Genomic DNA, 23,573 nt, shown 5'->3' with positions numbered 1-23,573 from the left:
GCCTTCACGTATTTCAGTTGCGGCACTGACGCGAGAGTGCTGTAGTCGACTGGACCTAGGAGATGATCGTCTTGCCGGTGTCCGCGTCCTTCCCACGGGTAATTTCCGCCTACCTCAAGGACAAGACACCTCGTGAAGACCCTCAACCTGGGGATCCTGGCGCATGTTGACGCCGGGAAGACGAGCCTGACAGAGCGGCTGTTGCACACCGCCGGGATCATCGGCGAGCTGGGCAGCGTCGATGACGGCAGCACCCAGACGGACACGCTGGCGCTCGAACGCGCCCGCGGCATCACCATCAAGGCGGCCGTGGTGTCGTTCTCCGTCGGCGACGTCACCGTCAACCTGATCGACACCCCCGGTCACCCCGATTTCATCGCCGAGGTCGAACGCGCGCTCGGTGTGCTCGACGGCGCCGTCCTGGTGCTGTCGGCGGTCGAAGGCGTCCAGGCGCAGACCCGCGTCCTGATGCGAACCCTGCGACGGCTGGGCCTCCCGGTGCTGCTGTTCGTGAACAAACTGGACCGCCGTGGCGCCGACCCGGACCGCGTGTTCCGGGAAATAGCCGAAAGACTCACGCCCTCGGTCGTCGCGATGGACCCCATGCCACCTGACCGGGTGGTCGACCTGCTGGCGGCACTCGACGAGGACTTCCTGACCGGGTATCTCACCGACCCGGACGAGTTCACGCCGTCACGGCTCCATGCCGAGTTCGCCGCGAAGGTGTCCGAAGGGCTCGCCTATCCGGTCTACTTCGGATCGGCGATCACCGGCGCCGGTATCGACGCACTCCGCGACGGCATCGAGAACCTGTTGCCCGCCAAGGAAAACGACGTCGATGGACCCCTGTCCGGCACGGTGTTCAAGGTCGAGCGCGCTCCGGGCGGCGAAAAGATCGCTTACGTACGACTGTTCTCCGGCAGCGTCGCCGTCCGCGACAAGGTCCCGCTCGGTGACGGCGAAGGTAAGGTCACCGCGATCAGCGTGTTCGCCAACGGCTCGGCCGTCCCGTCGGGAACGGCCGAGGCCGGGCAGATCGCGAAGCTGTCGGGGCTCGACGTCCGGATCGGCGACGTCCTCGGGACCCGGCCCGAGGACGTGCCCCGGGCCTTGTTCTCGCCGCCGACGCTGGAAACCGTGGTCTCCCCGGTACACCCGGCCGATCGCGGTCCCCTGCACCAGGCGCTCACCCGGCTGACCGAACAAGATCCGCTGATCGGCCTGCGGCACGACGAGGTCCGGCAGGAGACTTCCGTTTCGCTGTACGGAGAAGTGCAGAAGGAAGTCATTCAGGCGACGCTCGCGGACGAGTACGGCATCGATGTCGCGTTCAGCGAGACGACCACGATCTGCGTCGAACACGTCTCCGGCACCGGATCGGCCGCCGAACTCATCGACAAGGCGCCCAATCCCTTTCTGGCGACTGTCGGGCTGCGCGTCGAGCCAGGGCCGCCAGGGAGCGGGATCTCGTTCCGGCTGGAGGTCGAACTCGGCTCGATGCCGTACTCCTTCGTCAAGGCCGTGGAGGACACGGTGAAGGAGACGCTGCGCGAAGGCGTCCACGGCTGGGAGGTGCTCGACTGTGTGGTGACGATGACACGTTCCGGCTACCACGCCAGACAAAGCCACGCCCACGGCACCTTCGACAAGAGTATGTCCAGCACCGCGGGCGACTTTCGCGCCCTGACCCCGCTGGTGCTGATGGCGGCACTGCGCGAGGCCGGGACGACCGTGCACGAGCCGATGCACCGGTTCACCCTCCAGGCCCCGGCCGACACGCTCGGCCCGGTTACCGCGCTGCTGGCGCACGCGCGTGCCGTCCCGAATGCGGCGCTCACGAATGGCGGGACAGCGGAACTCGACGGCGAGATCCCGGCCGCGAAAATCCATGAGGTGCACCAGCTCCTGCCCTCGGCGACCCGGGGAGAAGGCACGCTGGAGACCGCTTTCCATGGCTACCGGCCCGTCCGGGGAGCAGCGCCGTCACGATCGAGGACCGACCACAATCCGTTGGACCGCAAGGAATATCTGTTACGCGTGCTGCGGCGCGTATGAAGGAACGGAGAACGTCATGGTTTCACGGCTCGGGGTCAGGATCCCGCGCGAACTGCCCGCCTCCCGGCTGACAGCGCTGGCCCGCTGTGCGGAGCAAGAGGGGCTCGACGAGGTCTGGATCGTCGAAGACTGCTTCTACGCGGGCGGGATCGCCACGGCGGCGACGGTGCTGGCGGCGACCGAGAAGATCACCGTCGGCATCGGCATCATGCCCGCCGTGGCCAGGAACCCGGCCATCGCGGCGATGGAGATCGCGGCGCTGGCGGAGCTGCACCCGGGGCGCCTCATCGCCGGATTCGGACACGGTGTGCCGAGCTGGATGCGGCAGATCGACGCGTGGCCGCCCTCGGCGCTGGCCGCGTTCGAGGAGACGCTGACGGTCATCCGGCGGCTGCTCGCGGGTGAGCGCGTTTCCTTCGAGGGCAAGCATGTCCGGCTCGACGAGGTCGAACTGGAGTTCCCGCCCGCGGTCCCGCCGAAGCTCATCGCCGGCGTCCGCGGCCCGAAGTCCCTCGCGGCGGCGGGCCGGGCGGCCGACGGGACACTCCTGGCCGAACCGGCGACACCGGAGTACGTCCGCGCGACGCGGGACCTCATCGGCGTCGAGAGCCACACGATCGCCGCCTACAACTGGCTGGCCCTCGACGACGACCCCGAGCGGGCCCGCGAGCGGGTGCGGGCCGACGTCGCGTCCGCGATCGGGCCGGACTCCGGCCCGGCACTGAAGCCGCTGGACTTCGGCGCCGAACTGCTGGCCGAGGTCGCCGCCGCGGGTGACGACCGGGTGGAGCTGGCCCGGCGCCTGCGTCCGGAATGGATCGACAGGCTGAGCGTCAGCGGCACGCTCGACCAGTGTGTCGAGCGGATCCGCGCGCTGTACGCGGCCGGGACCGAATCCGTCATCCTGCTCCCCTTGCTCGGCGAGCCGGAGGAGGAGTCCTTCGCCGCGGCGGGCCGGATCGCCGCGGCCCTGCGCGGCTGACCGCGAGACAAGACGAGCCCGTTCGCGGTGCCCGAAGGCGTGACTCGCGTGATTGGGAACGTGACTCGCGTGATTGGGGCCGGAACTCACGTGACTGGGGCCGGAACTCACGTGACTGGACGCCGCACTCGGATGTGCGGCGAGTTCCGGCCTCAAGCACGCGAGTTCCGCCTCCAAGCACGCGAGTTCCGGCTTCGAGCACGCGAGTTCCGGGTCTGATCACGCGAGTTCCGGCTTCGAGCACGCGGGGCTGGGCCGGGCTTCGAGTGCCTTGACGACGGCGACCATGTCCTCCGCGCCGAAACCGAGCCGCGCCGTCTCGGCGTAGAGGGCGCGGGCGGCGTCGATCAGCGGCAGCGTGAGGCCCGCGTCCTCGGCCGCCGCCGCGATCAGCTCGACGTTGGCCAGGACGTTCGCGATCGACGCCTGCGGCGCGAAATCCTCGTCGGCCAGCTTCGGTGCCTTGACCCGCAGGATCGGGCTGGCCAGCTGTCCCGCCCCGAGCACCCCGGCGAGCAGGCCGAGGTCGAGTCCGTGCCCGCGGGCGAAGTGCACGGTCTCGGCCAGGCTCGTCACGACCGCGGTGAGGTGCACGTTGACCGCGAGCTTCATCAGGAGCCCGTTGGGCACCGGCCCGCAGTCCACGGTTTCCCGGCACAACGGCCCGAACAGCTCCCGGACGTCCTCGATCGCGCCGGGGTCGCCCGCGAGCATGGCGACCAGCTCACCGGCCTCGGCCGGGACCCGTGAGCCGGAAACCGGTGCTTCGACGTACCTCGCCCCGGCCGCCACCAGCTCGGACTCCAGCGCACGGGAATGGCCGGGGGCCGTCGTCCCCATGTGGACGATCGTGCGACCGGCCACCCGCCCGGCGAACGCGGGCCCACCGCGGTCGAGGACGGCGTCGACGGCGGCCGCGTCCTTGAGCATCAGGATCACGACTTCGCACCGTGCGAAGAGTTCGGCCACGTCGTCGACGGCCTCGGCCACCCGGTCCGCCTTACCCTGGGTGCGATTCCACACGAGCAACGGGATCCCGGCCCGCCCCAGGTTCAGTGCCATCGGCTCGCCCATGCTGCCCAGTCCGGCGAAACCGACTCGCGAGATGTCCATGGGATCCACTGTGCGGCACGGCCGGGCGACGGCGTGGCCCTTGAGACGATCCCGCCGGAATTCGCGAGGAACGGCTCGATCAGAACGGGTGCTCCATCCACACGTTCGCCTCCACGTAGACCCCGCAGTCCCGCTCGACGTTCGCGTGCACCGGCGCGATCCCGCCGGGGATCACGTTGTCGCCGTCGGCGAGTTCGACACCGGCCCACTTCCGCCAGTCCGCGATCGAGCCCGAAATGGTCACGGCGAACGGGCAGACCTTGATCAGTCGCGCGCCCAGCCGTTCGTGAGTACGCAGCCAGCGGTCGGCGAGCAGCCCGTCTTCGCGGCGCCGGACGGCGTAGGACTCCATGGGCACGTCCGGCTCGTCCTCCTTTCCGATCGGGCGCACCGAGACGATCAGCCGCTTCAGCCCCGTCTCGGCCGCGCGCGCCTTCAGCGCCTTCAGCATCGGCGTGGACAGGCCGGTCCCCCGCAGGTGCGGCGCCACGACGACTTCGAGCGCGCACAGCGTGTCCGGCGCGCGGCCGTCCATGAGGTCCTGCGCGGCCCACTGGATCGCCTCGTCCCAGCCGTGTTCCGGCAGCTCCGGGCGGTCTTCGGCGGGGTAGGTCAGCGGAACCGACAGCGCCCGCGCGATCGGCACGCCGTCGTCGTCCAGCGCGATCAGGAAGTACCGGGCCCAGTGCCGCAGGAACCGTTCCGGGGTGATCATCTTGCCGCTGAACCCGGCGTAGATGAACTCACCGCCGACGTCGCCGAGATTCAGCGCTGGATCGAGAAGATCGGGACGGGACGCAAGATCGACGATTCGCATGCCGCCAAGTCAACCGAGCCGATCATCACCGGCGATAGCTGCTTCCGGGCGATGATCAAGCGAGCTGGCGCGGCGTGGTCTGCAGCCGGGAAAGAACGTCGGTGAGCCTGCCCGCGGCCACGTCCCATTCCTCCAGGGCACTGCTCCGCGCGAGCGCCGACGTCCGCAGCGAATGGCGGAGTTCGGCGTCGAGCGACCAGCGCAGCAACGCCGTCGCGAGCGCCGCCGGGTTGTTCGGCGGCACCAGCATGCCGGGGACACCGCCGCCGGGCGCCGTGCCGAGCGCGTCGTGCGCGCCGGCGGTATCGGTGGTCACCACGGGGATCCCGCGCGCCAGCGCCTCGGCGACGACCAGTCCGGACGTACCGCCGCGAGTGGGCAGGACGAGCAGATCCGCGCCGTCGTAGACCAGGTCGAGGTCTTCCGGCGGCCGGATGAGGCTGATGCGGGAACCGAGCCCGAGCCGTTCGACCGTCCAGCGCAGTTCGTCGACGTAGGCGGGATCGTGGTGCGTCGCCCCGGCGAACACGCATTTGAACGCCAGTTCGTCGACCGTCGAGAGCGCCCGGATGAGCACGTCCTGGCCGTGGCGCGCGGTCATCGGGGCGAGACAGAGCAGCCGGGAGACGCCGTCGGCGCCGGCGGCGAGCGGGGCCGCGTCCGTGCCGGGTGTCGCGACGTAGACGCGGGTGGGATCAAGGTCGTGCCTGTCGATCAGCTGCCGCGCGAGCCACGGCCCGGTCGCCACGACCATGCCCGCCAGCCGCAGGGTCTCCCGTTCGCACGCGTCGAGTTCGGCGGCCTGCGCCGGGTCGAGCGCGGGGTCTTCGGCGAGCGGCTGGTGGACCAAGACGGCCAGCCGCAGCCGCCGGGTGTGCGGGACCACGATCTCCGGGACCCCGCAGGCGACCGTGCCGTCGATCAGGACGACGGTGTGGTCGGGCAGCGCGGCGAGCGAACGGGCCAGTCTCGACCGGGACAACGGCCCCGGCATCGGCCAGGTACCGGCGATCGGCAGTTCGAGCAGGGGGAGACCGGTGGCCGGGAGGTTCTGGCACATGCGGCGGTCGTACTCACCGCTGGTGTCCTCGGCGTCCCCCGGCAGGACGAAGACGACCGGTTCGGTCACGCGGACATTCGAGGTGAACACGGTTACCTCCAGATGCGGGCGCCTTACCAGGGGACACGGATCCGGCGCCCGCCCGGTTCATCTCGTGGGTGACAAACTTTTCACCCGCCGACGCGGGCGATCGCCGCCACGATGTCGTCGCGCAGTCCGGCGCCGACCGCGATGGTGGCCGCCGAGCGCACCGTGTGATCGCCGCCGGCGGTGTCGACGACCAGTCCCCCGGCCTCGCGCACCAGCAGGACCCCCGCCATCGTGTCCCACGGTTTGTTGGCGAGGATGACGCTCGCGTCGAGTTTGCCGTGCGCGACCCAGGCCAGGTCGATCGCCGCGGAGCCGAGGAAGCGGACCCGCTGCACACGGCCGCCGAGTTCGGCCAGCAACGCCATCCGGACCCGGTTCTTGACCTCCGCGCCCTCACCGACCGCGAAGTCGCCGATGCTCACGATCGCGTCGGACAGTTCCGTCGCTTTCGAAGCTTCGAGACGCTCTTCGCCCGCGTACGCCCCCTGGCCTTCGACAGCGGTGTAGGTGACATCGAGGAAGGGCAGGGAGATCGCCGCGACCGTGCTCTTCAGGCCGTCGACGAGGCCGAGCGAAACACCGCACAGCGGGATGCCGCGCGCGAAGTTGGCCGTGCCGTCGACCGGGTCGAGCGCCCACCACAGGTCCTTGTTTCCCTCGTGCCCGCGTTCCTCGCCGAGGATGCCGATCTCCGGGGTCTCGCGCGCCAGGAATTCGCGGACGGCGTCCTCGACGGCGAGGTCGACGTCGGTCACCATGTCGCGATCACCCTTGGCGGCAACGGAAAACGACGTCATCGAGTGGATGATCCCAGTCGCCTTGGCGACGGCCTCGCGGGCGACGGACAACAATGCGGCGTGGTCGGTCATCTGGGTACCGTAGCCCGGTGAACCTGTTTCCGACGGCCACGACGGCCGACGAACGTGCCCGGGGCGCCGACGTCGCGGTGCTGCCTGTCGGCAGTTTCGAACAGCACGGCGCGCATCTCCCGCTCGCCACCGACGCGGTGATCGCGACGACGATCGCCGACGCGCTCGCCTCGGCGTATCCGGTGCTGCGGCTCCCGCCGGTCACGATCGGCTGCTCGCACGAACACGCGGACTGGGCGGGGACGGTCAGCATCTCGGCCGCGACGCTGTACGCCGTGGTGAACGACGTCGCCGCGTCGCTGCGCCGGTCCGGGGTGCCGAAACTGGTGCTGGTGAACGCGCACGGCGGCAACTACGTGCTGTCCAATGTGGTCCAGGAGTCGGCGTCGCCGATGGCGCTCTTCCCCGGTGTCGAAGGCTGGCAGGCGGCGCACGACGCGGCCGGGCTGGAGACGTCGCTGGACAGCGACATGCACGCCGGGGAACTGGAGACTTCCCTTTTGCTGCACGCCCATCCGTCGCTCGTCCGGCCCGGTTTCGAGGAGGCGGACCACCTGGCCGACGACAGGCGGCACCTGCTCACCGTCGGGCTTCGGCCGTACTCGGAGTCCGGTGTGGTGGGACGGCCTTCGCTGGCGACCGCGGAGAAGGGGCGGCTGGTGCTGGAGTCACTGGTGGAGAGCTTCAGGAAGACCCTGGCGGTGCTCGCTTGAGTCGATCACGTCCAGATGCGGCAGGAAGTGGTGCATCCGCTCCTGTTTCGTCCGCAGGTACCGCAGGTTCTCGTCGTTCGGCGTCACCAGCAGCGGCACCCGCTCGCTGATCCGCACGCCGTGCAGCTTCAGCTGGTGGACCTTCGTCGGGTTGTTGGACAGCAGCCGCACCGAACGCACCCCGAGGTCGGTCAGGATCGCCGCCGCCGCCCGGTAGTCGCGCGCGTCCACCGGCAGCCCGAGCGCGATGTTGGCCTCGACGGTGTCGAGCCCTTCGTCCTGTAGCCGCATCGCCTTCAGTTTCGCGAGCAGGCCGATGCCGCGTCCTTCGTGTCCCTGGGCGTACACGAGAACCCCGGCGCCCTCCTCGACGATCGCCCGCAAGGCCGCGGCCAGCTGGTCTCCGCATTCGCAGTGCATCGAGCTGAAGACGTCGCCGGTCAGGCATTCCGAATGGACCCGCGCCAGCGTGTCGAAGCCCGCGATGTCGCCGTGCACCAGCGCCATCTGCTCGGTGCCGTCGGCGTCCAGGTATCCGTACGCGCGGAAGACGCCGTAGTGGGTCGGCAGCCTGGTCTCTACGACTCTCTCGACGGTCATCGCGTGTCTCCTGTCTTTACGGGTGTCCTCGCCGCGCTGCGCGGTGCGGCAGTTGTACGGGTCTTGAGGGAGCCGGCGAGCAGCACGACGGCGCCGGGAAGGCTGGAGACGAGCGCGAGCACGCCGTAGACGACGGCCACGGTGACGCCCTGCGCCGAACCGAGGCCCGCCGCGCCGAACAGCAGCGCGCACACGCCTTCGCGCGGGCCCCAGCCGCCGATGTTCAGCGGCAGCCCCATCGCGAGCAGGGCGAGGATCATCAGCGGTAGCAGTTCCCCGACCGGCGCGGTGACCCCGGCCGCTCGCGCGGCGACGACGAACAGGGTGAGGTGCCCGGCCAGGGTGGCCACCGAAAGCAGGCTCACGCCGGGCCAGGTCTCCTTGGTCAGCAGACCCAGCCGGACGTCGGCGAGGGTGACGGCGAACCCGCGCCGCCACTTCGATCCACTGTGGATCCAGTGTTTCCCCGCCGTCATCCCGGTGACGACAGCCGCGAAAGCGAGCACGACGACCACGATCCCGGCGCCCGTGACGACCCCGTCGATCGGCGGCGGCACCACGGAAGGCGTGCTGAGCACGACGGCGACCGACGCGCCGATCACCACGATCTGCCCGGCCGTCCGCTCCAGCACCACCGCGCGGACGCCGCGCAGGACGTCACCGGCGCCGCGGCCGTGCTGTACGGCGCGATCGACGTCGCCGAGCACGCCCGCCGGCAGGACACCGTTGAGGAACAGCGCGCGGTAGTACTGGCCGACGGCGCTGGGCAACGACAGCTCCAGACTGAGCCGCCGCGCGACCAGGCACCAGCGCCAGGCGCTGAAAACCGTGGTGGCGAAACCGATCCCGAGTGCGGCGGCGACACCGCCCGCGTCGACTTCGCGCAGTCCGTCCAGGAACGCCCTCGTGCCCAGCTGCCAGACGAGCACCCCGAGGATGCCGAGCGCGCCGAGGATCCGCAGCCAAGGCCAGAAGCGCTTCACGACGGCACCACCAGGAGGTCTTCGTGCTGGATCGTCGCGTTCAGCTCGCCCGCCGCGCACTGCGCGAGCCGCCACCGCAGGTAGACGTCACCGTCGGCCGAAAGCTCCGGGCACTGCTCGCAGGCGGCGCCGACCCAGCCGGTGAGCCATTCCGCGGTCAGCGCGGCCTGATCCGCCCCGAGCAGCCACGGGCTCGGGGCGCGCCGCACGGTGGCGCCGAGCCGTTCGAAGACACCGGCCGCGACGTCCACCGCGTCCGGGCCGAGCAGCCACCGGCCGTTGGTCACCCGGCGCTGGTGCGCGTTGAAGGCGTCGGAGATCTCGACGTCGAACTTGTCCTGGGGCGCCAGCACGACCCGGCCCGAAACGCTCAACGTGAACAGGACCGCGCATCGGGCCTCGACACAGGCCTCGGCCAGGCGGGACATCTCCTCGGCGGTGAGCAGGTCGAGCAGCGCCGACGCCGCCACGAGCGAGGTCCCGGCGAGGTCTTCGGCGCGCAGTTCGATGATGTCACGCTGTTCGGTGACGACGGTGACCTCGCTGCCGTCCAAAGCGTGCTCCGGACGGCTGGTGCGGGCCAGCGCGTGAGTGAGCAGATCGGTGTCGCGGTCGTGCAGGATCCAGCGCTGCCGTCCGGGCAGCCGCCGGGCGAGCCAGCGGCCGAGCGATCCGGTGCCGCAGCCGAGGTCCCGGACGACGACTTCGTCCTGTCCCCGCAGGAACGTGCGCACCGGCTCGATCAGCTCGGTCGCGCGGGCGGCGGCGTCGGCGTCTTCCCGCAACTGAAGCCAGCTCGGGGCGAACTTGGTCATGCCGCCGTCCTTTCGCTCAGCAGTACGGCGGCGATGCCGCGGGCCGTCGCGTCCCAGCCGGTCAGCATCTCGCGGCGAAGGCGTGCGGAGGCGCGAAGCCGGTCACGCAGTTCAGGCTCGGTGAGCCAGCGGCGAAGGGCCGTGGCCAGTGCGTTGACGTCCTCACCCGGGACGAGCAGCCCGGGCACACTGCCGTCAGGAGACTGGCCGAGCGTGTCCGGCAGGGCGTCGACGGCGGTCACCAGCACGGGAATGCCGCGAGCGAGCGCCTCGGTGACGACCATGCCGTAGGTCTCCGCGCGCGAAGGCAGCACGAGGAGGTCTGCGGCCGCGTACGTCGCTTCGAGTGCTTCGCCGGACCGGGGACCGGCGAGCGTGAATCGATCGCCGAGAGTGTGCCGCCGCAGGCGTTCGACGTAGCGGGTCTCGCGGCGGATGGCGCCGACGCATTCACAGCTCCACGGGAGATCCGTGAGCGACTTCAGCGCGTCCGCGAGCAGGCCTTGGCCCTTGCGTGGCGTCACGTTGGCGACACAGACCAGGTGCGTCCCGTCCGGACTCCCGGAAGCGAGTTCGGCCCTGTCGACTCCGGGCGGCACCACGCGCACGCGATGCGGGGCGAGATCGTGGTGCTCGATCAGCCGCCGCGCCGCCCAGTCGCTGGTCACGACCACGGCCTCGACAGCGCCGAGCGTCTCCCGCTCCCGCCTGTCGAGGTCGGCGGCGAGAGAGGGCGAAAGTCCCGTCTCGTCGGCCAGCGGGAGGTGCACCAGCACCGCGATCGACAACCGCTGCGCCGCGGGCACGATCACCTCGGGCACTCCGCAGGCCACCAGTCCGTCGAGCAGGACCGTCGCGCCGGTGGGCAGGCCGGCGAGCTTGCGCTCCAGCACCTTGCGCGCTTCGGTGTCGGGCCGCGGCCAGTTCCCGCGCACGGCGATCTCGTGGACCTCCACACCCGCCGCGACGAGGCCGTCGCACAGCCGTCTGTCGTAGACGTTCCCGCCGCTGGGGGCGCTCGGGTCGTCGATGTCACCGGGCAGGACGACCGGGAGGCCGTTCACAGCGCACGCTCGTAACTCGCCCACGCGACATGGGATTCGTGCAGCGAGACGGTGATCCCCTCGAGCCCGCGCGCCCCTTCGCCGAGCGCTCCCGTGTGGACGCGTTCGGCGAGCCTGTCGGTGATCACCTTGGCGAGGAACTCGGTCGAGGTGTTGATCCCGGCGAACTCGGGCACGTCGTCGAGGTTGCGGTAGTTCAGGTCGGCGAGCGCCGCTTTGAGCTCTTCGGTCGCCTTGCCGATGTCGACGACGATGTTGTCGGCGTCCAGCGCGGCCCGGCGGAACGTCGCGTCCACCACGAAGGTCGCGCCGTGCAGTTTCTGCGCTGGCCCGAAGACCTCGCCGCGGAAGCTGTGGGCCACCATGACGTGGTCTCGGACGGTGATACTGAACAACGGACCTCCCGGGTCGTGCCCTAACGCGTGTCCTCCATCTGATAGGTGACACGGAGGCAGAGCGTTCCTGGTTCATTCGCGGCCAGACGCGGCAGGACGTCCGGTAGTTCATGGAACCTGCATTCCCCGCTGACCAGCACACTAAAGACGGGGTCCGACAAAATTTGCAAAGAGAGAGCCAAGCGGTCGCGATAGCTTCGGTTCGTGCGGCGCGCGGGCGAGACCATGCCGACCTGGCTGCCGCGGATCGTCAGCCGTCGTGAGTGGAAGTTCTCGCCGAGCGGGACGCTGATCCGGCGGTCGCCGTACCAGCTCAGCTCGATGACCTCGCCCTCCGGCGCGAGCAGTTCCAGCGAACGCGCGAGCCCCGCTTCGCTCGCGCTGGCGTGCACGACGAGGTCGCAGTCGCCCAGCGCGTCCTCCGGTGTCGAGAAGTCGACTCCGAGCGCTTCGGCGACCTTCGCGCGCTCCGGGTCGACGTCGATCAGCTGCACGCGGGTCGCCGGGAAGCCCGCCAGCAGTTTCGCCACGCTGCTGCCGACCATGCCGGCGCCGACCACGGCGATCCGGTCGCCGAGCTTCGGCGCCGCGTCCCACACGGCGTTGACCGCTGTTTCGATCGTCCCGGCGAGGATCGCGCGTTCCGGCGGCACGCCGTGCGGCACCGGCGTGACGGCCGACGCCGGGACGACGTAACGCGTCTGGTGTGGATAAAGGCAGAAAACGACTTGCCCGACGAGATCCTCCGGACCACGTTCGACCACGCCGACATTGAGGTAGCCGTACTTCACGGGCCCCGGGAAGTCACCCTCCTGGAACGGCGCGCGCATGGCCGTTCGTTGACTGGCCGGGACCTCGCCGCGGAAGACGAGCGTCTCGGTGCCCCGGCTCACGCCGGAGCACAGGGTGCGGACAAGCACCTCGTCGTCGCCGATCGGAGGGAGCGTGACCGGCCTGAGCTCACCGCCGCCGGAACCACTGAACCAGAAGGCGCGTTCCATCGTGTCCTCTCATGCCGGACCCTGGAGACGGGGTCGCCGTCACCATAACGAGGAGGCCTCGTGATCAACCCCGGTATCTTCCTGGGGGTCCTCGTCCAGCTGGCGTTGCTGGGGACGCTGGACGCCGTCGCCGGGCTGGGCCCGCTGGGCTGGCTCGCCGGCGCGGCCTACGGCATCGCCGTGGGCGGATTCCTGACCTACGGGCTGAACCGGAGCACCGCGCGCTCCCTCGGCCCGGCCGACGCCGTCACGCTCGCCCGCTCCGCGCTGGTCGGCTGCGTGACCGCGCTCGTGGTGGACACCGCCGGCCGGGAGATCGTCACGATGGTCGTCATCGCGTCGGTCGCCCTCGCCCTGGACGCCGTCGACGGCCAGGTCGCGCGCCGCACCGGGACGGCGTCGCCGCTCGGGGCGCGCTTCGACATGGAGGTCGACGCGTATCTGATCCTGATCCTGAGCGTGGTCGTCGCGCAGTCGCTGGGCCCGTGGGTGCTCACGATCGGCGCGATGCGCTACGCCTTCGTCGCCGCGAGCAGGCTGTGGCCGTGGCTGAACACGCCGCTGCCGCCGAGTATGGCGCGCAAGACGGTCGCGGCGGTGCAGGGCATCGTGCTGGTCGCGGTGGCTTCGACGGTGCTGCCGCTCTGGGCCGGTTTCGTGGTCACGCTGGGCGCACTGGGGCTGCTGACCTGGTCTTTCGGCCGCGACACGTGGTGGCTGCTGGAACAGCACGCCTTCAGTGGCACTCGCCGCGTCGCGGCCGACGTCGCGTGATCAGGCGTACTGCGCTTCGCCGTTCCCGAACGACCAGTTGACCAGATCGGTCTCGGTGATCGTGACGAGCACGTTCCGCGGCTCGGTCCCCGCATACTGCTCGGCGAGCTCCGCGATCCGCCGGTACAGCGACTTCTTCTGCTCGCCGGTGCGGCCGGGCCGCATGGTGATCGCGACGAACACGATCCCTTCGTCCCGGTGGATCCCCAGGTAGTCGTCGTATTTCAGGGTGCTCCGGCCGTTGAGGACCTGGAAGCGGTCGTCGGCCGGGATGCCGAGCGTTTCGACCATCGCGTCGTGGACGGCGTTGCCGAGGGCTTCGAGCTTTTCGGTCCCGACGGCGTCGATGCGGACGAAGGGCATGTCAGTTCTCCTTGGTGGCGAGCAGGCCGAGGGCGCCGTCGACGGCTTTCGCGAACACGTCCGGGGATCCGGCGGCGCGGGCGAGGACGTAGCCGCCCTGCAGGACCGCGACCAGCGCGGTCGCCGTGGCGGTGGGGTCAAGCGAAGCGTCTAGTTCGCCTTTCTCGCGGCCCTCTTCGAGCAGCTCGGCGAGGCGCCCGGTGAGCCAGCCGAAGGTCTCCTCGACCGGCTTTCGCAGGTCCGCGTCGGCCATCACTTCGGGATCCTGGGTGAGCTTGCCGACCGGGCAGCCCTTGAGGACCGCGCGCTCGCGGCGCAGGTAGACCGTGATCCGCTCGACGACCGTGCCCGGCCCGGCGAACTCGGCCTCCGCCCTGGCGCGCAGGTCTTCGGCGTTGCGGCCGATCGCGGCGAGCGCGAGCCCGGACTTGCCCTGGAAGTGGTGGTACATGCTGCCCTGGCCGGCGCCGGAGCGCTCCTGGATCGCCTTCGGGCTGGTGCCGACGTACCCGCGCTCCCACAGGAGTTCGCGAGTGCTCTCGATGAGCTGTTCCCTCTTGTCCACACTCCAACCGTACATACTAGTAGGTACAGAGACAACTCTGGGCGGCGGGAGCAAGGGACCTTTGCTATCACTTTCCCGCGAACCCGCAGGTCAGGTCCTCGCGCGCCGTCCCAGAACACGTTTCGTCCCTTGAATGCGGCAGGTGGCGGGCCGGAGGGTCCGTGAAGGACCTCAGGCGAACAGGGCGGCGGTACCGAGGGGGTCGGGGTGGTCGTGAGTGGCAAGTGTCGTTAGAGCGAACCCGCATTTGTTGACCTACATGTGACCTGCGGGTACTGGTTGGATCGCTGGTCAGCTCCGCCCACGTGGGCGGAGCTGTACCCCTTCAGCAAGCAGGATCCTGCGGGTTTGGTTGTAGCTCATGCCGTGTTTCGCGGCTAGCTGCCGGATCGAGCGCCCATCTCGGTAAGCATTAGCCAAACCGGGCGGGGCCGGTGGTAGGGGAATCTTCGGAGGTCGCAAGATCACTCCGGAGTTCAGCAGCAGCGTTCGGACTTTCCGATAGCTGAGGGTGAACTGCCGAGACAGGCTCTCGATGGTCGCGCCGTCCGCGTACCGGGAGACGAGGTTGGCAATCGTCTCGCGAGCGACGTCGTGTTCCGGTCCGGTTAGCGTCATGTAGCTGCACTTCTGGCGAGCTGCCCCGCTTGGAGCTGGAGACTGCCGCGACGGGTCGCCGCAAGGATGTCTCCAGCTCTTGCGAGGACGTCACGTATGGCTTCCAGGTGACAGACGAGGCATTCCTGGCCAAGCTCGGTTAGGCGCCAGAAGGAGCTTGCACCTTCTCGGCGAGTCTCCACGTAGCCACGTTTGCGGAGGTTCCGGAGCTGGGCCGACAGACCGCCTGATGTCATGTTCATGGTGTCGAAGATGACGGCGTAGTCACGCCATTCCGTGTCTGCCAGCATCGTCGCGATCAACAGCCGGACTGGTTGCATAAACGCCGAGTCGAGATCCGCCGCGTGGTCGGATGCCCTGAGGAAGCGCGGTGCGTCGTGCTCGATCTCGCTCATGATTTAGGCGGCATCTCCTGAGTTGGAGGCTTGGGGTTTCGGTCTGTCACCTCGTCAGGGAGGCCCGTCACGGCGTCACGCCGCCTGTGACAGGTTTTCCGCCCGCTGACCAGCGAAAATGAAGGTGTGACGGGTGTGACGGGCACACGCAAGACCCGTCACGCCCGCCCGAGCTGGCGTTATCTAGGCCCGATACGAGACGTGTCTGACCGGTGTCACTGGCAAATTGCGCGGCCTGCTCAATTGATCGCTCGATCTCTTGTGTCGCCGAGTCCCCGGGCTGCCCATGGGCTGGCGTGGGGGTACGGCGCAAGCAGGATTCGCACGGCATCCCCCGGGGCGCGTCGAGTCGTTCCAGGACGCCGGGGCCGAACTCTTCCCCGCACAACGCGCTCAGGCTGTCCGGCACGGTGTCGGTGTCCGGCACCTCGAACACGTGCACCACCCGGCGGGACTCGCCCACCGTTCCGGGACGCGGACGGCCGAAGAACAGTCGGACTGTCATCGCGTCTCCCGCAACGCGTGGCGTCCGGTGGAGACGGGCGCGGTCGGTGCGCTGCCCGTCTCCACCGGAACGTTGGTGCGGCCATCCCATTCCGATGCCAGCGGTCGCCGCTGACGAGGGATGAGGGTCGGGGCGGTCGCAGGTTTTGGCCTGCGGAGCAGTCGACGCCACGCGACCGGTTTGCGATGACGCGTCGGTGTCATGCGCTGCTCAACGGTCGGCAGTGTTGACCTTGCTTTCAGGAACGCGTGACAGCCCTCGCAGGGACGGCCGGAAGGTTCGAGCATCGACACTGCCAGCACCACATGACCGCACAGCGCCTCGTACCGGCCGCCGGACTCCGCTTCACGGGCCTGGTAGAACTCCTCATCCGTGACCGCGTGGTCCAGCCCATCGTGTTGACTTCGGTGCCAACAGACGAACAGTTCGGCGCGCTGTCCCTGCCGCGCTACGTCGCTCACGGTTGCCTCCGCTACCTACCGGCTGACCAGCCATAATGAGTTGTATGATGTGAAATCAATATCTCTCGTGCGCTCATTTCATCGCGAGGCCACGGAGAGGCCAAAGCGGGGACATTCGAGGTGGCGACGACCGGAGAGGGGCGCGGGATGGCAGCCGATGAGGTGCACGAGTCGCCGCCGCGAACGGTGCTCGAACAGAAGCTGCGCGAGAGAAGCGAGACTCACGCCGAGTTCGTCAGGGCGGCCGAAGAGTTCGCGCGGAACTTCGGAGAAGCGGGAACGGTCAGTGAACGCAACCTGAAACGGCTTGTGGCGGGACGGAACCGGGACGGTTCGCGGGTCCGTCCGCGCCCGGCAACCGCTCGCCTGCTTGAACGGATGCTTGGGCTCACTATCGATGAGCTGCTGTCGCCGCCGGACATGGTTCGCTCGGTTGAGACCGGGGAGCAGGAACTACGGCAGATGCTCAGCGCCGCGCGACGCGTGAATACCGAAGTCCTTGCCTTGCTGCACGAGCAACTGACGGCGGTACGTCGTCTTGATCGGCAATTGGGTGCGGCGGTCGCGCACGATGAGGTGGCGACCAAGATCCGGCAGGTAGTGCGTCTGCGGTCGCACAGTCTGACGCCGGACACCCGGACCGAACTCGCGGCGCTGCTTGCCGAGTTCGGCACCCTCGCCGGATGGCAAGCCCTGGACATGGGGGCCGTCGCCGAATCGTGGCAACACTACGAACGCGCCAAGGAATCAGCCCACGAATCCGAGGACGTGGCGTTCGAGGTACACAGTGCGGCCGAACAAGCCTTCGTACTGATCGAGGTGAACGAGACGGCGACCGCCGTCGAGCTGCTGCGAACGACTGAGCAGCGCGCTCGCCGGGCTACGGGAAGGTTGTTGCGCTCTTGGCTTGCGGCCGCCTATGGCGAAGCGCTCGCCGCGCACGGGCAGCGTTCGGAGAGCTTGCGCGCGTTCGACCGCGCAGCATCCTTGCTGCCCTCTGACGCGTCCACTCCGGACGGGCCTTACGTGGTTCTTGACCCCGTGCACCTCGCCCGGTGGCGCGGCCACGCTCTTGCACGCGTCGGCGAACCGGAAGCCGTCGACGTGCTGTCTTCGGCACTCAGCCGCCTTGACCCGACGTTCACTCGCGCCGAGACGGGCTTGCGCGTCGACTTGGCAACCGCGTTCTCAGCCATGGGCGAACGTGAGCAGGGCCGACTACACGCAGACCGCGCAGCCGTCCTAGCAGCCGAGATCGGTTCGGCACGTCAGCAGCGACGAATCGACCACCTTCGGTCGTCGCTCAAGAGTTCCGACACAGTGCAACCGGGACGGGCCAGCAGGCCGTAGGCTGCCCGGCGTGGCTGACGAACATGGGTCGTGGAAGACGTTCGGTGAGCGGCTGGTCTACGACAACCGGTGGGTCAAGGTCGGGCTGACCGACGTGGAAGCGCCGAATGGCGAGCGGTGGGACTACCACGTCGTACACCTCGCGCGGATCGCCATAGCGCTCATCGTGAACGACCGAGACGAAGCGCTCATGTTGTGGCGCTATCGGTTCGCCACCGAGCAGTGGGGCTATGAACTGCTTGGCGGCATGGTCGACGACGGGGACGACTCCGCCAACACTGCCGCGCGGGAAGCGGCGGAGGAAAGCGGCTGGCGCCCGGTTGGCGAGCCCGAACACCTGGTGAGCTTCGAGCCGTTGCCGGGACAGGTAACCGCACCGGTCGACGTGTACCTATGGCGCGACGCGGAGCACATCGGCGACCCGACAGACACCGAAGAAGTCGGGCGAATCGAGTGGGTGCCGCTGTCGCGGGTTAACGAGCTTGCGCAGCGGCAAGAGCTTTTGGGGTCGGGCACGCTGGTGTCCCTGCTGTACTACCTCAACTCACGCCGTACGTGAGTCACCCGGCAACACGAGACCTTCAAGCCGTCGTCGCAGCCGGACAGATCCGACTTGCGAGATGATCCGCCGCGCCTGCTGAGCGTAGGTGCGGGCCGCTTCGCGGTCACCGACCGCGCTGTAGGCAAGGGCAAGATCGACGTAGATCGACGCGCTTGCGCGGACGAACGACGGCTGTATTCCGTCGGCCAGTCCTTCAAGCTGGGCGATCGCTTGTGGATCGCCGAGCAAGACGAGTGCGTTGCCCCGCCAGCGGTCGAGATGCGTGCCACCGAGAAACAGGAACGGCAACTCCGGGTGCACGACCTCGGAAGGACGTAGCGCGTCTGCCTCATCGAACGCCCGGCGGGCATCACCATCGTTTCCGGCACGCGCGTATCCCTCGCCTTCCGCTGCGGCGAGCCATGCGCGCAGCAGGCGCGGTGCTCGCTGGCCGATCTCGCGTGCTTCGGCGAACAGAGACAGGGCGTCATCGACGTTGCCCGCGTCGATCAGGACGAATGCCTGTTCAGCGGTCGCGTGGGCCAGCAATGCCGATGATCCGGATTCCAGGGCGGCCGACTTGGCGCGTTCGTAGTGTGTCCACGCTTGCGCGAGCGAGCCGATGTCGAGCGCGTTCCAACCGGCCAGTGTGGACGCTTCGGTGAGGACACCGGCCAGTGGCGCACGGTCACGGCGCAACAGGGTGTGCCGTAGCAGGTCTTCTACCTCGGTGATCTGCCCTCGCAGTCGTTCAAGACGTGCGGCGGAACCGAACCTCCGGTCAGCGTGTCTGACGCCGTCGACCTCTTGCCGGAACAACGCGATGGTCTGGGAGTCGACGCGGCTAGCGATGACGAGCCGTTCGGCGAGCTCCTCGCCGATGCCGCTGTCGGCACTCTCGTCCGGGAATCCAAGCTCACCGTTGGTTCTGCCGTAGATCTCTCGCAGGATCGCGCGCATCGGCGCTTCCGGCACGATGCGCCCGTTTTCCCATCGCGATATTTCGGTCTTCCTGCTCGCGACCGGGAGCACGGGCAGATCACGCCCCGGACAGCGGTCATTGATAGCCCGCGCGAGCTTTTCCTGGCCCCATCCGAGCGCATGGCGCGCAGCCTGCAAGAGGCTTTTCGACGTCATGAGATAACACCCATAGGCGCGCGATGACCTGCGAAAATAACACGGGATAACACAGGTCGTGTCATCCGGTGCCCGCTCCCGGGGGCCGATGAAATGCCGTTTCTTAGAGGCATGACACACGACACGAATCCTCGCCGGACGACCACTCGGGCCGACCGGGAAACAGAATTCCCGCTACACGTCGGAATTCCTGTCACGGCTGACCAGTTCGGCGACGTCGGTCCGCAGATCGGCAAGCTGATCGGTGATCTCGGACAACCGCCGTTCGATCACTGCCAGCCGGGCCGATACCGCGTCTTCCATGTCCTCACGAGGTTGTCCCAACGCTGGCGGTATCCGTCCATGCAGGACGGCCAGCAGGTGTTGTGGGTGCAGACCAAGGGCCAGCGCGAGCGCTTCAAGCGTGCGATCACTGCGCTTGCGCTCGACAGTGTGGTTCTGGATTTCGCGGACGATCGCCTGCGAAACCTGCGAGCGCTCGGCCAGTTCGCGTTGCTTCCATCCGAGTTCGCTCACGCGCTCGTTGATGGCCTTCGCGACCGCCGCCCAATCTTCCGACACCCATTCCTCCGTGGTCCGCCTCAGCGCCGACATTAGCGCTTAAAGCGTTTCCGCGGCGCCGGCGACGGGCCGCAGCGCTCATTCGGGCCATTCTCACGCCCTTGTGCGACTAAATCAGCTCTCTTTTCGCGACTAAATCATCGTTCTCACGTTAGGACTCCATTCTGATGAAAAAGACAACCCACAACGCCGGTGCTCCGGCGTTCTACTCGGTAGCGGATGCGGCGTGGATTCTGGGCGTCGACCGCGACCAGATCCACCGCGCTATCCGGCTCGGTGTACTGCCCCTGGTCCGGCGCCGCTCCCGGCTGGTGATTCCGGCCGCCGCACTCCGGCGCGTCCTCGACGGCGGTGCGCGATGAACCACGACGAATACACGGAGATGACCGCCCGGCTTGACCGCTACGCCAGCGTCCCGGACGACGTACTAGCCGAAGCGGTGACCAGGGACGGCCTGTGTTTCTGGGCGTTCGACAGGGCCGACATGCCGGAACTGACCGGAGACGACCCGCCAGACCGGGAGCTAGCCGCACGACTGTGCGCGGGATGCCCGGTGATCGAGGAGTGCCTTGAACTCGACCTGCGGACGGCCGGAGCGAACACGGTCGGAGTGTGGGGCACGTTGCCGGACACCGATCGGCGCGCCCTGTATCCGGTCTGGCGTCGCAGCCGGGGCGGTGAGGTGCGATGACGGTCAACCTCACGCCGACACAGATCCTCGCCGGGGTCGGTGTCCTGCTGGTCCTGTTCGCGGTGTGGCGGTTCAGCGCCCGGAAAGCACGGCAAGCGGCCGACGCTGCCAGGGCAGGCGCCCGGGTCGTCTCGCTCGCCGGACGCGTCCTGTTCACGGGCGCCGCGTTCGTGGGCGTCCAGTGGCTGGTGATCACCCACCCCGGCAATCCAACGCTGCTGCTCGTGGTGCTCGCAGTGCCGGACTTGATCGCGGCACACGTGCTGACTCGCGCGCTCACGGTGACGTCGCTGGACACCACACCCCGTGGTGGTGGCCGCCGATGAACGCTGACGACAAGACCGTGAACGGCAAGTCTGCCTTAGCTCGCAAGGGTTCACGGGAGCTGGAACACGCCGGGCCAGTGCTCGACGCTGAGCTGATCGATGACACGTTGCCGCAGCCTCGCGGCCGGACGGTTCGGCGCCGGTTGGTGTGGTGGTGGCTGCATTCGCCTCGGGTGCCGTTGTGGCTGAAGAGCAAGCCGCAGGCGGTCCAGGCTGCGAAGGACGCCGTTGTGGCGGTGCTGAAGTCGCCGTGGCGGTACCTCCGCGCGGTCGTACGCGGTGCCGTGGCCGGTGCCCGGTGGTGGCGCACGTGGGTCACGGTGCGGGACTACCGCACAGCGGCCGAAGAGTCGGACAAGCTTGCCGACAAGTTCACGGATATCCGTGAACTGACTCTGTTCCGGTGGAAGGTCACCGGCGCCGTACTCGCCGTGACGGCGGTCGCCGTCGCGGTAGTCCACCTCGTGTACGGGAGCGATCCACTATGGATCGCCGGGGCCGCCGCATCGGTGGCCTTGGCGATCCTCGGTCGCCGTAAGGACGGCAGCCCGGGCCGTAAACCGGCGCTGGCGGGACCGCGCTCGCTGACGTGGACGATGGACCCGCAAGTCCTGGTGGACGCGTTCCGGGACGCGAAGCTGATCGGAAAGGACGAGAGCCTGCGCCTGGTGGAGCGAGCGCACCGGATCGGCGATGGCTGGGCGATCACGGTCGACCTTCCGGCCACGCGCAAGGCGGCCGACGTGGTGAAGAACCGCGAAGCGCTCGCGTCGGCGCTGGCGGTCGATGAGGTACAGCTCATCGTGGAACGTGTTCGGGGCAACGGCGGGCACGCCGGGCGAGTGTCCATGTGGGTCGCGGATGAGGACCCGTACGCGTCCCCTCCGTTGCGAACTCCCCTTCTCGGTGCGACGCGATGGGATGCGTGGCGGGCGGTGCCGTTCGGTCGTGACGCACGAGATCGGCGGATTGATCTGCCGTTGGTGTGGACGTCGCTTCTGATCGGTGCCATTCCTAGGCAGGGCAAAACATTCGCGGCACGCCTCGTCGCAGCAGGCCTGGTCCTGGACGCATGGGTCCGGCTATATGTGGCGGACTTCAAGGGAGGAAAGGACTGGGACGCCGCCGGTCAACTGGCACATCGGTTCATGTCCGGCGACGAACCCGAACACGTCCTATCGCTAGTGGACTGGCTCGTTGAGCTGGTCGCGGAGGTCCAAGGCCGATACCGGCGGATGCGGGATCTCGACGACCTGACATGCCCGGAATCCAAAGTCACCCCGGACATGTCCCGGGACAAGACCCTGAACATGCCGATCACCGCGATCATCATCGATGAAGTTCAGCTACCGCTAGAAGACCGGACACCTGTTGTCGTGCAAGGAAAGAAGGTTCCTGCGGGCGAGTACATCGGCGAGTTACTGACCTGGCTGGCGAAGAAAGGACCAGCCGCCGGAATCGTGCTTGTCCTCGCCACGCAACGGCCGGACTCCAAGACCATCCCGTCCGGTCTGCGCGCGGTACTCGGCTCACGGTTCGCCCTGCGGGTGATGGACTGGCGAGACTCCAACATCGTGCTCGGAGAGCAGATGAACACCCGGGGCTACGACTCCAGTCGTCTCCTCCCATCGCACAAGGGCGTGGGCATCTTGCGACCGGACGGGGACACTGCCGCCGGGGCTGACGTGCTCGCGATGACGGTCCGCACCTACTACATGCCGAACGAAGATTGGCAGGCCATCTGCCAGCAAGGCCGCGCCCTGCGCGAGGCCGCCGGGACACTGTCCGGACACGCCACAGGGCAGGACACCACACCCGCGCTCGATCACGCCGCCGTCGCTCGCGCGATCGGCGTGGGAGCCGCCACCGCGCGGACACCGGCCCCGGCGGACGTCGTGGAGCTACCGGAACCGCTCGCGTCTGTCGTCGCCTACCTCGATAACGACCTTGATGGCGGGAGGGAGTTCATACCAACGTCAGAACTGGTCGATGCTCTAGAGGTCGAGCCCACCGTGTTCGGGCAGCATATGGGTGAGCACGGGTGCCGACCGGAACGCAACCGAGTGCCGGGCGCAGACGGGAAGAACCGACAGATGCGCGGCTACTTCACCGCAGACATCCGAGCCGCTGTTTTGCGTCTCCAAATGCCCGAGGTGGCGCCGGATGACGGCTGAGCACACACACGAGGCGAAGTCGGCCGACGCGGAGTCTGACGCCTACTGGCAGGAGGTGTGCGCGACAATGCCTCCAATGTCCGACGCAGATATCGCGGCCGTTGCGGTCATCCTCCGTGAGATTGCCAATCTCCGCCACGACAGCGCGCCACCCAGCTAGAGCATTTACTCCCGGGAATGGACCGGGCGCAGGATGGAGCGCTGGCGCCTCAGTCCTGGCCACGGCCTGGAAGTTTGCCTTGAGATTCAAAGTACTTAAGTAGGCCGTTCAGGTCTGAACTAGTCTGATTGACCTTGTACGGAGCGAGGCCTATGACATCCACTGCACTCTGGACGTCGCCTGCCTGGTAGTGCCGCTTGGCCTCTTCTGCGTACTCGACGATCGCGCGAGCATCCTTCAGTAGCTCGTTCAAGCGCGGGAGGGTCTCGTCGACGGCCATCTGTGCTCCCTTCCAAGAAGTAGGATAAAAGCTTACCTCTTCACAGTCTGTTCCAGTGGCGACCCGCGTGGCCATCACACAGGTGACAGGGTCGCATCCGATCAGGTGGAGGGCT

General features: G+C 68.2%; 28 protein-coding genes. 10 read left to right on the top strand and 18 right to left on the bottom strand.

Annotation, left to right across the window (positions count from 1 at the left end; genetic code table 11):
* The first annotated feature begins 132 nt into the window (after positions 1 to 132).
* Together ACZ6YV_RS23950 and ACZ6YV_RS23945 are read left to right on the top strand one after the other, a co-directional pair.
* Entirely contained in the window at positions 133 to 2,055 is a 1,923-nt protein-coding gene (locus ACZ6YV_RS23950; protein ID WP_465511735.1) for a GTP-binding protein, read from the top strand.
* Between the two features lie 16 nt (positions 2,056 to 2,071).
* A complete protein-coding gene (locus ACZ6YV_RS23945; RefSeq protein ID WP_465511734.1) occupies positions 2,072 to 3,037 on the top strand; it encodes an LLM class flavin-dependent oxidoreductase in 966 nt (321 codons plus the stop codon).
* A gap of 219 nt (positions 3,038 to 3,256) precedes the next feature.
* Here the strand turns inward: ACZ6YV_RS23945 and ACZ6YV_RS23940 are convergent, their stop codons facing one another.
* The 4 genes from ACZ6YV_RS23940 to ACZ6YV_RS23925 all read right to left on the bottom strand — a co-directional run bounded on the left by ACZ6YV_RS23940 (position 3,257) and on the right by ACZ6YV_RS23925 (position 6,986).
* Positions 3,257 to 4,150 carry an NAD(P)-dependent oxidoreductase gene (locus ACZ6YV_RS23940; RefSeq protein WP_465511733.1) on the bottom strand — a complete coding sequence of 298 codons (894 nt, stop codon included), beginning with the start codon at positions 4,148 to 4,150 and terminating at the stop codon, positions 3,257 to 3,259.
* 79 nt (positions 4,151 to 4,229) lie between these two features.
* Positions 4,230 to 4,967: an N-acetyltransferase gene (locus tag ACZ6YV_RS23935; RefSeq protein WP_465511732.1), complete on the bottom strand. Its 738-nt coding sequence runs from the start codon at positions 4,965 to 4,967 to the stop codon at positions 4,230 to 4,232.
* 55 nt (positions 4,968 to 5,022) lie between these two features.
* On the bottom strand, positions 5,023 to 6,117 hold the full coding sequence (locus ACZ6YV_RS23930; RefSeq protein ID WP_465511731.1) for a glycosyltransferase family 4 protein: 1,095 nt from the start codon (positions 6,115 to 6,117) through the stop codon (positions 5,023 to 5,025).
* A gap of 80 nt (positions 6,118 to 6,197) precedes the next feature.
* Entirely contained in the window at positions 6,198 to 6,986 is a 789-nt protein-coding gene (locus ACZ6YV_RS23925) for an inositol monophosphatase family protein (RefSeq protein WP_465511730.1), read from the bottom strand.
* A 17-nt stretch (positions 6,987 to 7,003) separates the two neighbouring features.
* On the opposite strand from ACZ6YV_RS23925, the gene ACZ6YV_RS23920 reads away from it, so the two are divergent.
* The gene (locus tag ACZ6YV_RS23920; protein WP_465511729.1) at positions 7,004 to 7,699 is read left to right on the top strand and encodes a creatininase family protein; all 696 of its coding nucleotides are present in this window, start codon (positions 7,004 to 7,006) and stop codon (positions 7,697 to 7,699) included.
* On the opposite strand, the gene ribA is transcribed toward ACZ6YV_RS23920, so the two are convergent.
* The 6 genes from ribA to ACZ6YV_RS23890 are packed head-to-tail and all read right to left on the bottom strand — an operon-like array spanning position 7,655 to position 12,557.
* Entirely contained in the window at positions 7,655 to 8,299 is a 645-nt protein-coding gene (ribA, locus tag ACZ6YV_RS23915; protein ID WP_465511728.1) for a GTP cyclohydrolase II, read from the bottom strand. The genes ACZ6YV_RS23920 and ribA overlap by 45 nt on opposite strands.
* Complete coding sequence (locus ACZ6YV_RS23910; protein ID WP_465511727.1) at positions 8,296 to 9,282, bottom strand: lysylphosphatidylglycerol synthase transmembrane domain-containing protein; 987 nt, start codon at positions 9,280 to 9,282, stop codon at positions 8,296 to 8,298. Before ACZ6YV_RS23910 ends, ribA begins: the two co-directional genes overlap by 4 nt.
* On the bottom strand, positions 9,279 to 10,097 hold the full coding sequence (locus ACZ6YV_RS23905; RefSeq protein ID WP_465511726.1) for a class I SAM-dependent methyltransferase: 819 nt from the start codon (positions 10,095 to 10,097) through the stop codon (positions 9,279 to 9,281). Before ACZ6YV_RS23905 ends, ACZ6YV_RS23910 begins: the two co-directional genes overlap by 4 nt.
* On the bottom strand, positions 10,094 to 11,161 hold the full coding sequence (locus ACZ6YV_RS23900) for a glycosyltransferase family 4 protein (RefSeq protein ID WP_465511725.1): 1,068 nt from the start codon (positions 11,159 to 11,161) through the stop codon (positions 10,094 to 10,096). Before ACZ6YV_RS23900 ends, ACZ6YV_RS23905 begins: the two co-directional genes overlap by 4 nt.
* On the bottom strand, positions 11,158 to 11,556 hold the full coding sequence (locus ACZ6YV_RS23895) for a 6-pyruvoyl trahydropterin synthase family protein (RefSeq protein WP_465511724.1): 399 nt from the start codon (positions 11,554 to 11,556) through the stop codon (positions 11,158 to 11,160). The genes ACZ6YV_RS23900 and ACZ6YV_RS23895 overlap by 4 nt, the downstream gene beginning before the upstream one ends.
* A 20-nt stretch (positions 11,557 to 11,576) precedes the next feature.
* Complete coding sequence (locus ACZ6YV_RS23890) at positions 11,577 to 12,557, bottom strand: zinc-dependent alcohol dehydrogenase (protein ID WP_465511723.1); 981 nt, start codon at positions 12,555 to 12,557, stop codon at positions 11,577 to 11,579.
* Between the two features lie 60 nt (positions 12,558 to 12,617).
* On the opposite strand from ACZ6YV_RS23890, the gene ACZ6YV_RS23885 reads away from it, so the two are divergent.
* Complete coding sequence (locus ACZ6YV_RS23885) at positions 12,618 to 13,331, top strand: CDP-alcohol phosphatidyltransferase family protein (RefSeq protein WP_465511722.1); 714 nt, start codon at positions 12,618 to 12,620, stop codon at positions 13,329 to 13,331.
* On the opposite strand, the gene ACZ6YV_RS23880 is transcribed toward ACZ6YV_RS23885, so the two are convergent.
* The 5 genes from ACZ6YV_RS23880 to ACZ6YV_RS23860 form a co-directional block, all read right to left on the bottom strand.
* Positions 13,332 to 13,694 carry a tautomerase family protein gene (locus ACZ6YV_RS23880; protein WP_465511721.1) on the bottom strand — a complete coding sequence of 121 codons (363 nt, stop codon included), beginning with the start codon at positions 13,692 to 13,694 and terminating at the stop codon, positions 13,332 to 13,334.
* Between the two features lies 1 nt (position 13,695).
* On the bottom strand, positions 13,696 to 14,259 hold the full coding sequence (locus ACZ6YV_RS23875; RefSeq protein ID WP_465511720.1) for a TetR/AcrR family transcriptional regulator: 564 nt from the start codon (positions 14,257 to 14,259) through the stop codon (positions 13,696 to 13,698).
* A gap of 291 nt (positions 14,260 to 14,550) precedes the next feature.
* Positions 14,551 to 14,877 (bottom strand): helix-turn-helix domain-containing protein, encoded by a 327-nt coding sequence (locus ACZ6YV_RS23870; protein ID WP_465511719.1) that lies wholly within the window; start codon positions 14,875 to 14,877, stop codon positions 14,551 to 14,553.
* Entirely contained in the window at positions 14,874 to 15,272 is a 399-nt protein-coding gene (locus ACZ6YV_RS23865; protein ID WP_465511718.1) for a transcriptional regulator, read from the bottom strand. The genes ACZ6YV_RS23870 and ACZ6YV_RS23865 overlap by 4 nt, the downstream gene beginning before the upstream one ends.
* Before the next feature lie 501 nt (positions 15,273 to 15,773).
* Positions 15,774 to 16,238, bottom strand: a complete 465-nt coding sequence (locus ACZ6YV_RS23860; RefSeq protein ID WP_465511717.1) for a hypothetical protein — start codon at positions 16,236 to 16,238, stop codon at positions 15,774 to 15,776.
* A gap of 147 nt (positions 16,239 to 16,385) precedes the next feature.
* Here ACZ6YV_RS23860 and ACZ6YV_RS23855 point away from each other — a divergent pair, with 147 nt between their 5' ends.
* Both ACZ6YV_RS23855 and ACZ6YV_RS23850 read left to right on the top strand, forming a co-directional pair.
* On the top strand, positions 16,386 to 17,588 hold the full coding sequence (locus tag ACZ6YV_RS23855; RefSeq protein WP_465511716.1) for a hypothetical protein: 1,203 nt from the start codon (positions 16,386 to 16,388) through the stop codon (positions 17,586 to 17,588).
* Positions 17,589 to 17,598: 10 nt separating this feature from the next.
* Complete coding sequence (locus ACZ6YV_RS23850) at positions 17,599 to 18,147, top strand: NUDIX hydrolase (RefSeq protein WP_465511715.1); 549 nt, start codon at positions 17,599 to 17,601, stop codon at positions 18,145 to 18,147.
* Here the strand turns inward: ACZ6YV_RS23850 and ACZ6YV_RS23845 are convergent.
* Together ACZ6YV_RS23845 and ACZ6YV_RS23840 are read right to left on the bottom strand one after the other, a co-directional pair.
* Entirely contained in the window at positions 18,133 to 19,266 is a 1,134-nt protein-coding gene (locus tag ACZ6YV_RS23845) for a tetratricopeptide repeat protein (protein ID WP_465511714.1), read from the bottom strand. The two genes, ACZ6YV_RS23850 and ACZ6YV_RS23845, sit on opposite strands and share 15 nt — an antisense overlap.
* Before the next feature lie 174 nt (positions 19,267 to 19,440).
* Positions 19,441 to 19,827, bottom strand: a complete 387-nt coding sequence (locus tag ACZ6YV_RS23840) for an XRE family transcriptional regulator (RefSeq protein ID WP_465511713.1) — start codon at positions 19,825 to 19,827, stop codon at positions 19,441 to 19,443.
* Positions 19,828 to 19,994: 167 nt separating this feature from the next.
* Between ACZ6YV_RS23840 and ACZ6YV_RS23835 the strand changes: the two genes are divergently transcribed.
* Genes ACZ6YV_RS23835 through ACZ6YV_RS23820 form a run of 4 tightly spaced genes read left to right on the top strand, consistent with a single transcriptional unit; the run spans position 19,995 to position 23,018 of the window.
* On the top strand, positions 19,995 to 20,189 hold the full coding sequence (locus ACZ6YV_RS23835) for a helix-turn-helix domain-containing protein (protein WP_465511712.1): 195 nt from the start codon (positions 19,995 to 19,997) through the stop codon (positions 20,187 to 20,189).
* Positions 20,186 to 20,518 carry a WhiB family transcriptional regulator gene (locus tag ACZ6YV_RS23830; RefSeq protein ID WP_465511711.1) on the top strand — a complete coding sequence of 111 codons (333 nt, stop codon included), beginning with the start codon at positions 20,186 to 20,188 and terminating at the stop codon, positions 20,516 to 20,518. The genes ACZ6YV_RS23835 and ACZ6YV_RS23830 overlap by 4 nt, the downstream gene beginning before the upstream one ends.
* Positions 20,515 to 20,844, top strand: a complete 330-nt coding sequence (locus ACZ6YV_RS23825; protein WP_465511710.1) for a hypothetical protein — start codon at positions 20,515 to 20,517, stop codon at positions 20,842 to 20,844. Before ACZ6YV_RS23830 ends, ACZ6YV_RS23825 begins: the two co-directional genes overlap by 4 nt.
* Positions 20,841 to 23,018, top strand: a complete 2,178-nt coding sequence (locus ACZ6YV_RS23820; protein ID WP_465511709.1) for an FtsK/SpoIIIE domain-containing protein — start codon at positions 20,841 to 20,843, stop codon at positions 23,016 to 23,018. The genes ACZ6YV_RS23825 and ACZ6YV_RS23820 overlap by 4 nt, the downstream gene beginning before the upstream one ends.
* Before the next feature lie 209 nt (positions 23,019 to 23,227).
* Here ACZ6YV_RS23820 and ACZ6YV_RS23815 read toward each other — a convergent pair whose 3' ends face one another.
* A complete protein-coding gene (locus ACZ6YV_RS23815; protein ID WP_465511708.1) occupies positions 23,228 to 23,458 on the bottom strand; it encodes a hypothetical protein in 231 nt (76 codons plus the stop codon).
* Between the last annotated feature and the right edge of the window lie 115 nt (positions 23,459 to 23,573).

The sequence above is a fragment of the Amycolatopsis sp. NPDC102522 genome, assembly GCF_055584485.1.
Note: the sequence above shows the minus strand (reverse complement) of the source record. Positions and strands in the feature narration are given on the sequence as shown.

Bases quoted from the DNA above. Each gene is read 5' to 3' on its own strand.
- ACZ6YV_RS23945 (WP_465511734.1), top strand. From the start codon at position 2,072: ATGGTTTCACGGCTCGGGGTCAGGATCCCGCGCGAACTGCCCGCCTCC.
- ACZ6YV_RS23940 (WP_465511733.1), bottom strand. From the start codon at position 4,150: ATGGACATCTCGCGAGTCGGTTTCGCCGGACTGGGCAGCATGGGCGAG.
- ACZ6YV_RS23935 (WP_465511732.1), bottom strand. From the start codon at position 4,967: ATGCGAATCGTCGATCTTGCGTCCCGTCCCGATCTTCTCGATCCAGCG.
- ACZ6YV_RS23925 (WP_465511730.1), bottom strand. From the start codon at position 6,986: ATGACCGACCACGCCGCATTGTTGTCCGTCGCCCGCGAGGCCGTCGCC.
- ribA (WP_465511728.1), bottom strand. From the start codon at position 8,299: ATGACCGTCGAGAGAGTCGTAGAGACCAGGCTGCCGACCCACTACGGC.
- ACZ6YV_RS23905 (WP_465511726.1), bottom strand. From the start codon at position 10,097: ATGACCAAGTTCGCCCCGAGCTGGCTTCAGTTGCGGGAAGACGCCGAC.
- ACZ6YV_RS23890 (WP_465511723.1), bottom strand. From the start codon at position 12,557: ATGGAACGCGCCTTCTGGTTCAGTGGTTCCGGCGGCGGTGAGCTCAGG.
- ACZ6YV_RS23880 (WP_465511721.1), bottom strand. From the start codon at position 13,694: ATGCCCTTCGTCCGCATCGACGCCGTCGGGACCGAAAAGCTCGAAGCC.
- ACZ6YV_RS23870 (WP_465511719.1), bottom strand. From the start codon at position 14,877: ATGACGCTAACCGGACCGGAACACGACGTCGCTCGCGAGACGATTGCC.
- ACZ6YV_RS23865 (WP_465511718.1), bottom strand. From the start codon at position 15,272: ATGAGCGAGATCGAGCACGACGCACCGCGCTTCCTCAGGGCATCCGAC.
- ACZ6YV_RS23855 (WP_465511716.1), top strand. From the start codon at position 16,386: ATGGCAGCCGATGAGGTGCACGAGTCGCCGCCGCGAACGGTGCTCGAA.
- ACZ6YV_RS23845 (WP_465511714.1), bottom strand. From the start codon at position 19,266: ATGACGTCGAAAAGCCTCTTGCAGGCTGCGCGCCATGCGCTCGGATGG.
- ACZ6YV_RS23835 (WP_465511712.1), top strand. From the start codon at position 19,995: ATGAAAAAGACAACCCACAACGCCGGTGCTCCGGCGTTCTACTCGGTA.
- ACZ6YV_RS23830 (WP_465511711.1), top strand. From the start codon at position 20,186: ATGAACCACGACGAATACACGGAGATGACCGCCCGGCTTGACCGCTAC.
- ACZ6YV_RS23825 (WP_465511710.1), top strand. From the start codon at position 20,515: ATGACGGTCAACCTCACGCCGACACAGATCCTCGCCGGGGTCGGTGTC.
- ACZ6YV_RS23820 (WP_465511709.1), top strand. From the start codon at position 20,841: ATGAACGCTGACGACAAGACCGTGAACGGCAAGTCTGCCTTAGCTCGC.
- ACZ6YV_RS23815 (WP_465511708.1), bottom strand. From the start codon at position 23,458: ATGGCCGTCGACGAGACCCTCCCGCGCTTGAACGAGCTACTGAAGGAT.